At 64.4% G+C, this 14,567-nt stretch carries 10 protein-coding genes and 1 pseudogene; 4 read left to right on the top strand and 7 right to left on the bottom strand.

Translation table 11 applies throughout. From position 1 onward, the window contains the following. Positions 1–50 precede the first annotated feature (50 nt). Positions 51–851, top strand: coding sequence for a hypothetical protein (locus tag G9465_RS11345; protein WP_166970016.1), 801 nt, complete (start codon positions 51–53; stop codon positions 849–851). A gap of 303 nt (positions 852–1,154) precedes the next feature. After that, positions 1,155–1,802, top strand: a complete 648-nt coding sequence (gfcR, locus tag G9465_RS11340; protein ID WP_166970014.1) for a transcriptional regulator GfcR — start codon at positions 1,155–1,157, stop codon at positions 1,800–1,802. 4 nt (positions 1,803–1,806) lie between these two features. On the opposite strand, the gene G9465_RS11335 is transcribed toward gfcR, so the two are convergent. From G9465_RS11335 to G9465_RS11305, 7 genes and pseudogenes are all read right to left on the bottom strand, one after another. After that, complete coding sequence (locus G9465_RS11335; protein WP_166970012.1) at positions 1,807–3,522, bottom strand: alpha-glucosidase; 1,716 nt, start codon at positions 3,520–3,522, stop codon at positions 1,807–1,809. 76 nt (positions 3,523–3,598) lie between these two features. Further along, positions 3,599–5,314 carry an alpha-glucosidase gene (locus tag G9465_RS11330; RefSeq protein WP_166970010.1) on the bottom strand — a complete coding sequence of 572 codons (1,716 nt, stop codon included), beginning with the start codon at positions 5,312–5,314 and terminating at the stop codon, positions 3,599–3,601. A gap of 3 nt (positions 5,315–5,317) precedes the next feature. Beyond that, positions 5,318–6,973 (bottom strand): alpha-glucosidase, encoded by a 1,656-nt coding sequence (locus G9465_RS11325; protein WP_166970008.1) that lies wholly within the window; start codon positions 6,971–6,973, stop codon positions 5,318–5,320. Positions 6,974–7,106: 133 nt separating this feature from the next. Beyond that, a complete protein-coding gene (locus G9465_RS11320; RefSeq protein WP_166970006.1) occupies positions 7,107–8,186 on the bottom strand; it encodes a Xaa-Pro peptidase family protein in 1,080 nt (359 codons plus the stop codon). Positions 8,187–8,276: 90 nt separating this feature from the next. Beyond that, entirely contained in the window at positions 8,277–9,386 is a 1,110-nt protein-coding gene (locus G9465_RS11315; protein WP_166970004.1) for a Gfo/Idh/MocA family protein, read from the bottom strand. A 9-nt stretch (positions 9,387–9,395) separates the two neighbouring features. Then, a pseudogene (locus tag G9465_RS11310) lies at positions 9,396–10,363 on the bottom strand (sugar phosphate isomerase/epimerase family protein). Positions 10,364–10,404: 41 nt separating this feature from the next. Continuing rightward, positions 10,405–11,883, bottom strand: a complete 1,479-nt coding sequence (locus G9465_RS11305; RefSeq protein ID WP_166970002.1) for a methyl-accepting chemotaxis protein — start codon at positions 11,881–11,883, stop codon at positions 10,405–10,407. 102 nt (positions 11,884–11,985) lie between these two features. Between G9465_RS11305 and G9465_RS11300 the strand changes: the two genes are divergently transcribed. Continuing rightward, positions 11,986–13,182 (top strand): ABC transporter substrate-binding protein, encoded by a 1,197-nt coding sequence (locus tag G9465_RS11300; protein WP_227015538.1) that lies wholly within the window; start codon positions 11,986–11,988, stop codon positions 13,180–13,182. Between the two features lie 50 nt (positions 13,183–13,232). Then, on the top strand, positions 13,233–14,483 hold the full coding sequence (locus tag G9465_RS11295; RefSeq protein WP_166970000.1) for a mandelate racemase/muconate lactonizing enzyme family protein: 1,251 nt from the start codon (positions 13,233–13,235) through the stop codon (positions 14,481–14,483). Positions 14,484–14,567: the final 84 nt, after the last annotated feature.

Raw genomic sequence — 14,567 nt, 5'->3', positions numbered from 1 at the left:
TATCCGCCTGAAGAGAAGGCTAATACAGTGGGGGCGATAGGATTCTCGTGATGGCCGAACTGGACTCGCTCCGTGAACCTGACTACACCGGGTCGAACAGATGCTGGCCGTGTACGCTCGTAAACGTGCTCCTCCTCGCGCTCTTCGTCCTCTGGTTGGACGTCCGGAACCGGCGGCTGATGGGTCTCACCGTCGCGACGCTGGGTGTCGCGGGGATATACCTCCGTGGGTACGTCGTCCCGTACACGCCACAGTTCGCCCCCCGACTCGTCGCCGCCTCGCCCCTCCCGAACGACCTGTTCTACGACGCCGGCGTCGACACACCCGAGGCGGAGCGACCGTCGCTGACCGAGACTGACCTCGACGGGGAGACGGTGCTGTCGGAACTCGCGACGGCCGGCGTCGTCGAGTCCGACGGCGAGATGCTTCTGTTGACCGACGCCGTCGACGCGGCGTGGCACGAGGAGATGGATCGCCTGTCGGCCCTGTCGCTGTCGACCCTTGCGGCGGAGACGCGCCGGACCCTTGCTACCGTCTCCGAGGCGGACACCTTCACCGACGGGGCCGAGTGGGTCGTCCTCGGCGGCGAACTGGTCGGTCGGCCCGTCGTCGTCGCCGAACTGGCCGCGTACCGCGTCCTCGACGAGTACGTCGACGACGAGTCCGTTCGGCTGGCCGGGGCACAGTCGTTCCGGATGTTCCTCGACGAGTGTCCGATGTGTGAGACGGCGCTGGTAGAGTCCTCGGAAGTCTCCTGCTGTGGCGGCTACACGAAACCGAACCAGTCGCCCGACGAGACGCTCGTCTGTCCGGAGTGCGAGCAACGGCTCTTTACGTTCCCGAGTGAGTGAGCGGTCGAAAATCGGCGGGAGCGTCCCGCCTGTGCGTCGACTGGTGACAACCATGCTCGCCGGTCTGACAACCGGGATTGGTGGGTGGTGGTTGGCCGGGCGTGCGACGGTGGTGGGAAGTGAGCGCGTCGTGGTGCGATGGCGACCACGGTCGCCCTCTGTGGTGCCGTCTGCGCCGTTCGGCCACGAACGACGGGTACGACCCAGCCACTACACTCTAACAACGACTGTTGTAAAAACATTTCGGCGGGCAAATCGGCCGAGAGCATTGCCTATTAAGTCGTGCCACTCGGAGTGGCCTGTATGAAGAACATCGACGACCTCGTCGACAGCGCCGCCGACCTTGCCGAGCGCGGCCTGTCGAAGGGCGAAATCGCCGACGAACTGAACGTCTCCCGGGAGACCGCCAGTTGGTTGGTCGAGCGTAGCGGGACCGGGACGACGCCAAAGAGCACGACGGCGAGCGGTCCCCACGACATCCACGTCGACTGGTCGGCCGTCGGCCGCGACAGCAACCGACTCCACCACGTCGGGTGTGCGATGGCCGACCTGCTCTCGAAGCAGGGCGACGACGTGGATCTGACCATCGGTATCGAGAAGGCGGGCGCGCCGCTGGCGACGACGGTGGCCCGAGAACTCGACACCGACCTCGGCACGTACGCCCCGACCAAACATCAGTGGGACGACGACGACAGCGGCACCAGCGACGGGACGTTCTCCCGGAACTTCGCGCAGATTCGCGGTCGGGACTGCTACGTCGTCGACGACACGATAACGAGCGGCAACACGATGACCGAGACGGTCGACGCGATTCGCGAACAGGGCGGCAACCCCGTCGCCTGCGTCGTCCTCGCGGATAAGCGCGGTATCGAAGACATCCGCGGCGTTCCGGTCTACTCGCTCCTGCAGGTCATCCGCGTAGGCAGCGACGACGAGGCATCAGAAGAGTAGCCGGTCAGCCGAGGTCGTAGACTCGCGCCTCGTAGGGCCGGAGCGTCGTCTCGTCTGTCGTCTGTCCGTCGTAGTTGCCAAACAGTACCGGGCTGTCGACGCCGTCGATACCCGCGACGTCCCGCTTTTCGGCCTGCCAGTTCAGTACCACCAGTACCGAGTCTTCGCCAAGCGTCCGCCGGTGGGCCCAGACGTTCGGGTACTCGTCGTCGGGCAGGACGTACGCCGTGTCGCCGTAGACGAGGACGTCCGACTCGGATCTGTGGTCGAGGAGTCGCCGGTAGTAGTGAAAGATGGAGTCCGGGTCGGCCATCGCTCGCTCGACGTTGATGCGGTCGTAGTCGTCGTTGACCTGAATCCACGGGTCGCCGTCGGTGAACCCGGCGTTCTCGGAGTCGTCCCACTGCATCGGGGTACGGGCGTTGTCACGCGAGCGGTTCCGGACGAACGGCGCGATTGTCTCGTAGGGGACGTCGTGTTCGTCGGTCAGGATGTCGACCTGCCCGCGGGCCTCGACGTCCCGGATGTCGTCTCTGTCCCAGTCGGTGTTGGTCATCCCGATCTCGTCACCCTGATAGAGAAACGGGGTCGCTCGCTGGGTCAGCAGGAAGGTGGCGACGAGCGTCGCCGACTCGCGGTGGTACTCGTGGTCGTCGCCGAACCGAGAGACGGCCCGGGTCTGGTCGTGACTACCCATGTAGAGGCAGTTCCACTCGTCGCCGACGCCCTCGTCCCAGTGGCGGATGGCCTCCTGCAGGTCCGCGAGGTCCATCGTGTTCAGCATCTCGTCGAGTTCCTCGTCGCCGGCGCTGGCGAGCGTCTCCATGCCCACGTAGTCGGGGCTCCACTTCCCGCCCGGGCCGTAGGTGACGTCCATGTGGTCGAAGTAGACCACCACGTCGACGCCGTCCTCGTAGTACTGCTTTGCCTCCTCTGGGTCGGTACCGGGCGTCTCGCCGATGAGCATGACGTCGTAGTTCTCGTACGTCTCGGCGGCCATCTCCTGCATGAACTCGTGGATTCGCGGCCCGTTGAAGTACAGGTCCATGTCGAACCAGTCCTCGCCGGTGTCGGCGTCCGGCAGGCCGTGTGGTTTCGAGATACAGGAGATGGCGTCCATCCGGAAGCCGTCGATGCCCTTCTCCAACCAGAAGGTCATCATGTCGTAGATAGCCTCGCGGATGTCGGGGTTCTCCCAGTTGAGGTCCGGTTGCTTCTCGTCGAAGAGGTGGAGATACCACGCCTCGCGTCGCTCGTCGTACGTCCACGCCGGGCCGCCGAACAGCGAAATCCAGTTGTTCGGCGGTTCGTCCGGGCCGCCGTCGCGCCAGATGTACCAGTCGTCCTTCCCGCCATCGGGGTCACGTGACTCGACGAACCACGCGTGCTCGTCGGAGGTGTGGTTGACGACGAGGTCCATCACGAGTTTCATGTCCCGGTCGTGGACGTCGTCGAGGAGGCCTTCCCAGTCGGCCATCGTCCCCATCTCGTCCATGATCGAGCGATAGTCACGGATGTCATAGCCCATGTCGGCGTTCGGAGAGTCATAGACCGGACAGAGCCACACCACGTCGACGCCCAGTTCGTCGAAGTAGTCGGCGCGGTTCCGGATGCCCTGTAGGTCACCGAGACCGTCGCCGTCGCTGTCGTTGAAGCTCCGGGGGTACACCTGATAGACGGACGCCTCTTTCCACCACGCGCGGTCGACGTCAGTACTCATCGCCGGCGTGGGTGTGAATGTGTATCATATGCCGTATCTGTACTGCTAGTGGAGCGGCTCCCCGAAAAAACTGCGCTCAGTCGAGTTGATAGATCCGCGCCTCGTACGGCGCGAGCGAGACGGTGTCGGGGGCGTCGTCCGCACGGTCGTAGTTCGACAGGAGGAGCGTCGCCTCGTCGTACTCGACGGGCAGTTCGACGGTCGGCCGCTCGTCGAAGAAGTTGAGCACTACGAGGACCTGTTCGGTGTCGCCGTTCTCGGTCATCGTGCGCGTGTACGCGTAAACGGACTTATGATCGGGCAGCAGGTCGTCGTACGCCCCGTAGACGAGGACGTCCTTGCGCTCGCGCAGGTCGACGAGGTCACGGTAGTAGTTCAACACGGAGTCGTCGTCGTCCTCGGCGGCGGCGACGTTGATAGCCTCGTAGTTGGGGTTGACCTGAATCCACGGGTCACCGTCGGTGAACCCGGCGTTCTCGGAGTCGTCCCACTGCATCGGAGTGCGGGCGTTGTCACGCGAGCGGTAGGAGACGACGTCTTTTACGTCCTCGTAGCTCTCGTGGCCCGCTGATTCGATGAGTTCCCGTGCGTGGTTGATCGCATCGACGTCGCGCATCTCGTCCATCGACTCCCACGGGGCGTTGGTCATGCCGAGTTCCTGCCCCTGATAGATGTAGGGCGTTCCACAGAGCGTGAGCATGAAGGTACCGAGCAGTTTCGCGGATTCACGGCGGTAGTTGACTGGGTCGCCGTAGCGGGAGACGACGCGTGGCTGGTCGTGGTTCTCCCAGTACAGGGCGTTCCACCCCTCGTCTTGCAGGCCGTTCTGCCAGCGGCCGATTATCTCCTTGAGTTCGGTCAGGTCCCACTCGCCGACGGCCCAGCGCTCGTCGCCGTCGTAGTCGAGTTTCGTGTGCTGGAAGTGAAATGCCATGTCGAGTGGCCCGTCGGCGTCGGCGTACTCTCTGGCCTCCTCGACGGTCAACTGGGGCATCTCGCCGACGGTCATGATGTCGTAGTTCGAGAGGACTTGCTCGTCCATCGCCTCCAGATACTCGGTCATCTCCGGGCCGTCGATGAAGTGCTCGGAGCCGACCCACTCGCTGTCGGGGTCGCCGTCCGGTAGTCCGTCGACCTTCGAGAGGAGGTTGATGACGTCCATCCGGAAGCCGTCGATGCCCTTCTCCAGCCACCACTCGATGGTGTCGAAGACGTCCTGTCGGACGTCCTCGTTCGACCAGTCGAGGTCTGGCTGGGAGGTGTCATAGAGGTGGAGGTAGTACGCCTCGCGTTCCTCGTCGTACTCCCACGCAGACCCGCCGAAAAAGGACTCCCAGTTGTTCGGCAGGTCGTCTCCGTCACCCTCGCGCCAGATGTAGTACTCCTCGTACTCCGGGTTGCCCTGCCGGGACTCGACGAACCACTCGTGGTCTCTGGAAGTGTGGTTGACGACGAGGTCCATGATGAGCTTCATGTCCCGGTCGTGGACCTCCTCCAGCAACGTCTCCCAGTCGTCCATCGTCCCGAACTCCTCGTAGATGGCCTGATAGTCGCTGATGTCGTAGCCGTTGTCCTCCTGCGGAGAGTCGTAGACCGGGTTGAGCCAGATGACGTCGACGCCGAGCGACGCGACGTAGTCGAGTCGGTCGACCAAGCCCTGCAGGTCGCCGACGCCGTCGCCGTCGCTGTCGTTGAAGCTTCGTGGGTACACCTGGTAGACGACCGCTTCTTTCCACCAGGCTCGTTCGTCGTCCGATACGGTGTCGTCGGGTTGTGTCCGTTTGATAGCCATGATTCAGGTAAGGGAGTGAACGCGTGCCTCGTAGGGCCGCAGCGTCAGGTTTGCGTCGGTCACGGTCGGGGCGTCGTCGTAGTTCGCGACGAGGAGATCGCTGGTCCGGGCCGCATCGTCGATGGTTACGCTCGTCTCGGTGGCAGAGAAGTTCAGCGTGACGAGGACGGCCTCGCCGTCGAGTTCCATCCGGTAGGCCCAGACGGACTCGTGGTCGGGGAGGAGGAGGGTGTACTCACCGTAGACGAACACCTCGTTGTCCTCGCGAAGGTCGACGAGGTCGCGGTAGTAGTTGAGGATAGAGTCGTCGTCGGCCTCGGCGGCGGCGACGTTGATGGCCTCGTAGTTGGGGTTGACCGAGAGCCACGGGTCGCCGTCGGTGAACCCGGCGTTCTCGGAGTCGTCCCACTGCATCGGGGTGCGGGCGTTGTCCCGCGAACGGTCCCGGACGATGTCTGCGACCTCCTCGAACTCGTCTATCTCGCCCGCCTCGATGGCCTCCTCGACCTTTCCGATGGACTGGAGGTCGTCGAGTTCGTCGAGACTGCGCCACGGGTAGTTGGTCATCCCTATCTCCTGACCCTGATAGACGTAAGGCGTCCCGGAGAGGGTAAACAGCAACGTCCCGAGGAGTTTGCCGGACTCGCGGCGGTACTCGCCGTCGTCGGCGAACCGCGAGACGATGCGCGGTTGGTCGTGGTTGGTGAGATACAGCGAGTTCCAGCCGTCCAGTTCGGTCTGCCAGTGGGACATGACGGCTTTCAGGTCGGTGAGGTCCCACTCCGCCGGCGAGAGCCACTTCTCGCCCATGTCGACGTGCATGTGTTCGAAGTGAAACACCATGTCCATCGGCCCCTCCTCGGAGACGTAGTCGCTGGCCGTCTCGACGTCGATGTCGACACACTCGCCGACGGTCATCGTGTCGTAGTCGTCGTAGGTCGCCTCGGCCATCTCTTCGAGGTACTCTTGGGCGCGGGGCCCGTCGGCGAAGTGTTCGATGCCGACCCAGTCCTGCGAGGGGTCGCCGTCCGGTAGCCCCTCCGGCTTCGAGACGAGGTTGATGACGTCCATCCGGAAGCCGTCGATGCCCTTCTCCAGCCACCAGTTCATCATCTCGTAGACGTCCGCCCGGACGGCCTCGACGTCCCAGTCGAGGTCGGCCTGCGTCTCGTCGAACAGGTGGAGGTACTGCATCCCGACCTCCTCGTCGAACTCCCAGGCGGACCCGCCGAACCCGCTCTTCCAGTTGTTCGGCGGCGTCTCGCCCTCGCGCCAGAAGTAGTACTCGCGGTACCCGTCCTCGTCTCGCCGGGACTGCTCGAACCACTCGTGCTCCGTCGAGGTGTGGTTGACCACGAGGTCCATGATGAGCTTCATGTCCCGGTCGTGGACCTCCTCCAGCAACGTCTCCCAGTCGGCCATGGTGCCGTACTCTTCGTGGATGGCCCGGTAGTCACTGATGTCGTAGCCGTTGTCTGCCTGTGGGGATTCGTAGACGGGGTTGAGCCAGATGACGTCGACGCCGAGCGATGCGACGTGGTCTAACTTATCGATGATCCCTTGCAGGTCACCGACGCCGTCGCCGTCGCTATCGTTGAAACTCCGCGGATAGATCTGGTAGACGACCGCCTCTTTCCACCACGTGCGCCGCTCGTCCATAGTACCACAGGCTAGTCTAATCCGACACTTAAATCTATGCTTTGTACAACAACGGGTGTTGTAAACAGTTTCTCCGTCCGTGGCTTCTGGCCCGAATAGCCCCGCTACCGCGGACAGAGGGCCGCTCGTACGGTTACCGTTCGAGGACGCCGTGTCGCTCCAGTTCGAGGTCGTAGTCGACCGCCTCGACCGTGACCGACGGCCAGTCGCCGGTCGTCGAGAGCGTCTCCACGCCGGCACCGGTGACGAGGTGGGTGTCTTCGCTCTTTGCCCCCTGTACCGTCGGATTCCACGCGTAGGCCTGCGGCAGGACGACGGGCGCTTCGCTTTCCGGCGTCGCTATCCACTCCCGTCCGGCGAACCCCGCGGCACCGCCCTGATGGTGGTTCCGCCACTCGCCGTCCCACCCGACGGCGTCGTACGCCGTCTGGAGCGCCGCGAAGACGTCACCCGCTGTGCCGCCGACGGACCCGACGGCCCGTGTCGCGGCCAGTGCCGTCGCCTCGACGCGCATCGCCGCTCGCGTCCGGTCTTCGAGCCACTCCGGCGGGTCGAACGCGACTGTCCGGGTACAACTCGTGTACAGGCCGTCGCGTTCTGCCGTCACCGAGAGCAGGGCGTAGGGCCCCAGTTCCTCGTCTTTCGGCGTGTAGTGTCGGTACCGCGGGGCGCGTTCACCACCGCCGACGAGGGCGACCGGCGAGTCGATGTTTCGAGCAGAGAGTTCGCCGCGCAACTCTGCGGCGACCGCTTGTTCCGTGTCCGTCGCGGTAATCTCGCGCGCGACAGATTCGACCGCTTCGGCGGTCTCTTCGCTCAGGTCACGATACAGGTCGGTCTGCGCGTCGGTCAGCGGTTGCCGCAGCGCCGTCGCGGCCACGCGTTCGAACCCCGGAACGTCGAAGTCGGCGGCTGCCGGCGTCGGACTCACGGACGCGACGGCGTCGGCGAGGCCACCGTCGTACCACTGGAACGTCTCGACGTCGACGTCGTCGTCGAGTTCCTCGTCGCTAAGCCGCGGCGCTTCGATGTTGTCTGTCACCACGGTCACGCCGTCGCCGTCGTACCCCGCGGCAGCGACGCCGACGTCGCCCGCTCTATCGACGACGTTGTCGCCGCCGGTGAGCCAGGCGAAACTGTTCGGTCGTGCGAACCACACGGCTTCGAGTCCTTCGTCGGCCAGGTACGCGTCGAGACGTGAATGCTCGGACATACCGCTCCAACCGAAGGCGGAGATTAAAAATGGATGGGGCTACCTGCGAGCGAAGCGTCAGGCCGCCCTCGGTGCCTCGTCGTGGTCGGGTCAGGCCACGTCGACCCACTCGCCGCTGGCGTCGCTTCGCTCGACGGCGTCGAGTACTCGCTGGACGGCCAGTCCGTCGGCGAAGCTGGGCTCGTAGGCGACGTCTTCGGCGACCGCCGAGAGGAACTCGTAGTTCTCGTGGACGAACGTGTGCTCCCACCCGATGACGTGGCCCGGCGGCCACCAGTGTTCGACGTATGGGTCCTCGGCCTCGGTCATCAGGATGGTCTCGAAGCCGCGCCCGTCCTCGCGCAACAGTTCCAGTTCGTTCAGCCGTTCGAGCGAGAAGCGGAGGCTGCCCTTCGTCCCCTCTATCTCTATGGTGTGGTCGTTCTTGTGGCCGTTGGCGAACCGCGAGGCTTCCAGCGTCCCCATCACGCCGTTCTCGAAGGCCACCTGTGCCGAGTACGCGTCGTCGACCGTGACCGGGCGCGTCTCGCTCCCGTCTTCGACGGGACGCTCCTCTACGAACGTCCGCAGGTGCCCACTTAGTTCGGCGATGTCGCCGACGAGGAACCGCGCTAAGTCCACCGTGTGCGCGCCCAAATCACCGAGCGCACCGCTGCCGGCCATCTCTTCGTCGTTGCGCCACGACCACGGCGCTTCCGGGTCGGTCAGCCAGTCCTGTAGGTACCGCCCGCGGAAGTGCCGAATCTCGCCTAACTCCCCTGCGTCGATGAGGTTCTTCGCGTACTGGATGGCCGGGATGAACCGGTAGTTGAACGCGACACCCGCCGGTACGTCCGCGCCCGCGGCGGCCGCTGCCATCGACTCCGCACCGTCGAGCGTCGGCGCGAGCGGCTTCTCGCAGAAGACCGGCGTGCCGGCTTCCAACGCCGCGATAGACGGCTCGGCGTGGACGTGATTCGGCCCGAGGTTGTAGAACACGTCCACGTCGTCTATCACCTCGCGCCAATCGGTCGCCGTCCGCGCGAACCCGAGGCTGTCTGCGGCGTCTTCGAGCGCTTCCTCGTCGCGCCCGACCAGTACGTCGCGGTTGAGTTCGGGCGCGTCCTCGAAGAACATGGGTAAGCGCGCGAACGCGTTCGCGTGCGCCTTGCCCATGAAGCGATACCCCAGTACGCCGATGTCGAGTGGTTCAGTTGTCATTGGTCGTAGTTATTCGGCCCAGTAGGCGTCGCCGGGTTGCGTTTCGAAGACCGCACGGTCGAGTACGTCGACGGCTTTCTCTAGCCCTTCGCGGGCGCTGGTGAGCGAGTCCTCGTGTTCGATGGAGAGCGCGCCATCGTAGCCGACCATCCGCAGGGTCGAGACGACGTCTTTCCAGTGTTGTTCGCCGTGGCCGTAGCCGATGGAGCGGAACAGCCACGAGCGGTCCGCTTCTTCGGTGTAGCCGGTCGTATCGAGGACGCCCTTCTCGCGGGCCTTGTCCTCGTAGACTTTGGTGTCTTTGGCGTGGAAGTGATGGATGGCGTCGTGGTCGCCGAGCAGTCGGATGGCGGCGGTGACGTCGATGCCCTGCCAGTAGAGGTGCGAGGGTCGAAGTTCGCGCCGATGTACTCGTTCGTCGCCTCCCTGAGTTCGAGCATTCCGTGTGGCTCGTAGACGAGCATGTTGGGGTGCATCTCGATGGCGACGTCGACGTCGTGGGCGGCGGCGTGTTCGGCGAGGTCAGACCAGTACTCGACGGCGACCTCCCACTGGTACTCGTGGGCGTCGGCGTGTTCGCTGGGCCACGGCGCGGTCACCCAGTTGGGCACTTCGTCGTTTGGTCCGCCAGCGGGGAGTCCGGAGAAGCAGGTGACCGTGTCGACGCCGAGTTGGTCGGCCAGTTCGATGGCCTCCCGCAGTTCCGTGTCCGCTTCGGCCGCCCGCTCCTCGTCGGGGTGGAGCGGGTTGTTGTGCGTCGCCAACGCGCTCACGTCCATCCCGTGTTCGTCGAGCAGTTCGTGGAGGTCGACCTGTGCGTCCTCGTCGCCGAGGTACTCCTCGCGCGGGAGGTGGTCGTCACCGGGGAACCCGCCACAGCCGAGTTCCACCGCTCCGACGCCGATGTCGTCGAGATAGGACAGTGCATCCGAGAGCGGTTGACCACCGAGTGGGACAGTCAAGACACCGATTTGCATACGGCGATTTACAACAGGTGTTGCGATAAAAATTCGGGGACTCAGTCGGCCGTCTCGTACCGATCGAACAGCGTGCTGAGTTGCTGTGCGCGCATGGTGAGCATCCGGACGTTGACGTACATCTCGCCGAGTGCGAGGTTCTGCTCCTCGGCGATGGCGGCGACGTGTTCGGCCTCCTCGACGTTCTTGCGGGAGGTCTTTGCCACGTCGTCGGCGATGGAGGCGACCTCCTCGGAGGTGGCCGCCTGATCGTCGGTGGCGTTGCTGATCTCCTTGACGCCGGAACTGGTCTCCTGGACGTGCTCCATGATCGATTCGAGGGCTTCCAGTCCCTCGTCGACGGCTTCCTGTCCGTCCTCGACGGAGTCCTGCATCTCGGTTATCTCGTCGACGGCGTCCTCGGTCTGCTCTTGGATGTCCTCGATACGGTTCTCTATCTGGTTCGTGGCGTCTTTGGTCTCCTCGGCGAGCGATTTCACCTCGTCGGCGACGACGCCGAAGCCGTTGTTCTCGGCCCCGGAGGAGGCGTGTGCGGCCTCGATCGAGGCGTTGAGCGCGAGGATGTTCGTCTGCTCGGCGATGTTGTCGATGAGGTCGACGATATTCCCGACCTCCTCCATCTGGTCGTCGAGCGTCTGGACCGTCTCGACGACGTCGTCGGTCTGGTCGACGGTCGTCTCCATGGTCTCGTGGGCCTCTCGGCCCGCCTCGATACCTTCGACGGTCCGCTTTTCGGTCTTCTTGGCCATCTCCGTGACCTCGTTCGAGGAGGCGGCTATCTCCTCGATGGTCGCGGACATGTCGGACATCTCTTGGCTGATCGTCGATATCTGCTGGTGCTGTTCGTGGAACACGTCCGCGATCTCCTGGACGGTCCCGGCGACGCTCTCGGAGGCCTCTTTGACCGCGTCGGTCGCGGCAGACACCTGCTCTGACGAGCCGGCGACGTCCTCGGAGAACTCACTCGCCGTGTCGATAGTCTGTTCGAAGGCGTCCGCAAGCTCGTTGAACTCCCGTGCGAGGTCGTTGAGCGAGGCCGACGGCGTCTCGGCGTCCATCCGCTGCCGGAGGTCGCCTTCGCTTGCCGCATCGAGCGTCTGACAGCAGGAGTCGAGATAGCCGTTCAGGTCGTCGACCGTCACGCTACCCGCGACGCCACCGTCAGCCAGCGGTGCTAGCTGCGTGCCCGCCGTCGACGGGCCCTGCTCGCGACGTTCGGCCCGCGCCGAGGCGAAGTCTGCAACGAGTTCGTCCCGCGTCAGCCGGGTCCGTTCCAGTTCGTCTTCGAGACGGGCGCGGTCGCGTTCCAGCGCGTCCCGCTCGGTCGCGAGACGGATGTATCCGGCGCGCACGCGCCGGACGGAGACGACCGCCGCCGTCGCAGCGACGGCGAACCCCGTGATGGAGAGAACCGGTACCAGCCCCCCGGGTGCGAACCAGAACACGAGCCCCTGAAATATCGCGTGGCCGAACTGTCCCACCACGGCCAGTCCCACGCCTCGTTGTTGCCAGTCAACCATACGCCTCCATTTGACATGGGGCATATAAATCATCATGCCCAGAAAATCATGACTGAGAACGGGCGGGGAAATTTCATAACGACTCGATAGCGACTGCACGACATGTCACAGTCTACGTCCATGGGTGGGGGCGAGAGTGGGGAGTTGCTACACCGGTTGGTCGGTGGCGACGGCGGCGCGGCACTCGACGCGTTGCTCGACGGCTTCAGCCAGCGACATCCGGGGGTTTCGATACAGGACGTTGCGGACGAGAACCTGAGTCTGGAGGTCAAAAGCCGCATCCTCAAGGAGAGTCCGCCGGACGTCTGGATAGAGTGGCCGGGCAAGAACCTCAAACCGTACGACGACGCTTCCGTTCTGGGGGACGTCACGGCCGTCTGGGAGGACAGCGACATGGAGCAGTACTACCTCGACGGCCCACGAGAAGCCGCGAGGTTCGACGGCACGTACCGTGCGGTGCCGCTGAACATCCACCGCATCAACAACCTCTTTTACGACGTGCGGCAAGCGGAGGAACTGGGACTTGACCCCGCCACTATCGATAGTCCGCGCGCGTTCGCGGAGGAACTCCAGCGCATCGACGCCGAAACCGACCACACCGGGATGCTGTTCCCGATGAAGAACCCGTGGACAGTCTTACAGATGTGGGAGACGGTGTTGCTGGGCGAACACGGCCACGAGACGTTCCGCGGTGTCACGGACGACGCTGCGGCGGCCCACCGTCGAGCGATCGTCGACGCCCTCGACATCGTCAGACAGTACGCCGAAGTGGCGACCGAGGACAAACTCTACCTGTCGCTTACGGGCGCCAACGAGCGGTTCATCGACGGCGAGTCTGTCTTCTTCCACCAGGGCGACTGGGCGGCCGGGGCGTACACCGAGTCCGCGCAGTTCGACTACGGAACCCACTGGGACCACGTGCCGTTCCCCGGGACCGACGGGCTCTACACGATGAACATGGACGCGGTCATCGCCGCTAACGCGACCGACAACCCGGAGACTGTCTCGACGTTCCTCTCCTACGTTGGCTCTGCCGACGGTCAGAAGCGGTTCAATCAGAAGAAGGGGTCCATCCCACCCCGTACCGACGTGGACACGTCCGCGTTCACGCCGTTCCTGCAGGAACAGCAGACCGCGTTCCAGCAGTCGACGGCGCAACCGTTGTCGATAACCCACGGACTGGGCGTCCGGCCGGACCAACTCATCGAACTCAAGACGGCCATGTCGTCGTTCGTCTCGTCGTGGGACCCCGAAGCCGTCGCCGACGAAGTCGTCGCCGCGCTGGACACGTCCGCGTAGTCGGAACCGATTCCTCTACACTTTTGTAACGGGCCTAGCAAGCCACCATCATGGGATTGGCGAACGACGTAGACTACGCTGACCTGCACGACCCCAACGCTGAGTATACGATGCGCGAACTCTCCTCGGAGACGATGGGCGTCACGGCGAAACGCGGCGGTGGCCGCGACGTCGAGATTACGGACGTCCAGACGACGATGGTCGACGGGAACTTCCCGTGGACGCTCGTGCGCATCTACACCGACGCCGGTATCGTGGGTACCGGCGAGGCCTACTGGGGGGCCGGTGTCCCGGAACTCATCGAGCGCATGAAGCCGTTCGTGGTGGGCGAGAACCCACTCGACATCGACCGACTCTACGAACACCTCATCCAGAAGATGTCCGGCGAGGGCTCCGTCGAGGGCGTCACCGTCACCGCCATCGCGGGTATCGAGGTCGCTCTCCACGACCTCGCTGGGAAGATTCTGGAGATTCCGGCCTACCAGTTGCTCGGCGGCAAGTACCGCGACGAGATGCGCGTCTACTGTGACTGTCACACCGAGGAGGAGGCCGACGCCGAGGCCTGCGCCGACGAGGCAGAGCGCGTCGTCGAGGAACTGGGCTACGACGCCCTCAAGTTCGACCTCGACGTGCCCAGCGGACTGGAGAAGGACCGAGCGAACCGTCACCTCCGCCCGGGCGAGATCCGCCACAAAGCCGAAATCGTCGAGAAGGTCACCGAACGCGTCAAGGACCGCGCCGACGTGGCCTTCGACTGTCACTGGACGTTCTCCGGTGGCTCCGGGAAGCGTCTGGCCGACGCCATCGAGGAGTACGACGTCTGGTGGCTCGAAGACCCCGTCCCGCCGGAGAACCTCGAAGTGCAGGAGGAGGTCACGAAGTCGACGACGACGCCCATCACCGTCGGTGAGAACCGCTACCGCGTGACCGAGGAGCGCCGCCTCATCGAGAATCAGGCGGTCGACATGATCGCGCCCGACATGCCGAAGGTCGGCGGGATGCGTGAGACCCGGAAGGTCGCCGACGTCGCCAACCAGTACTACATCCCGGTGGCGATGCACAACGTCTCCTCGCCCATCGCGACGATGGCGAGCGCCCACGTCGGCGCCGCCGTGCCGAACTCGCTGGCCGTCGAGTACCACTCCTACGAACTCGGCTGGTGGGAGGACCTCGTCGAGGAGGACGTCATCGAAGGTGGCTACATCGAGATTCCCGAAGAGCCGGGTCTCGGCCTCACCCTCGACATGGACGCCGTCGAGGAACACATGGTCGACGGCGACACCCTCTTCGACGAGGCGTAACGGCCGCTTCGACCCGTTTCTGCGTCGCTCTCTCGACCGCTGTGTACCCGGACGACTGCTGTGTCCCGGACCTGTTCGTCGTCA

The sequence above is a fragment of the Haloarcula sp. JP-L23 genome (assembly GCF_011602445.1).
GTDB classification, from domain to species: domain Archaea; phylum Halobacteriota; class Halobacteria; order Halobacteriales; family Haloarculaceae; genus Haloarcula; species Haloarcula pellucida.
Note: the sequence above shows the minus strand (reverse complement) of the source record. Positions and strands in the feature narration are given on the sequence as shown.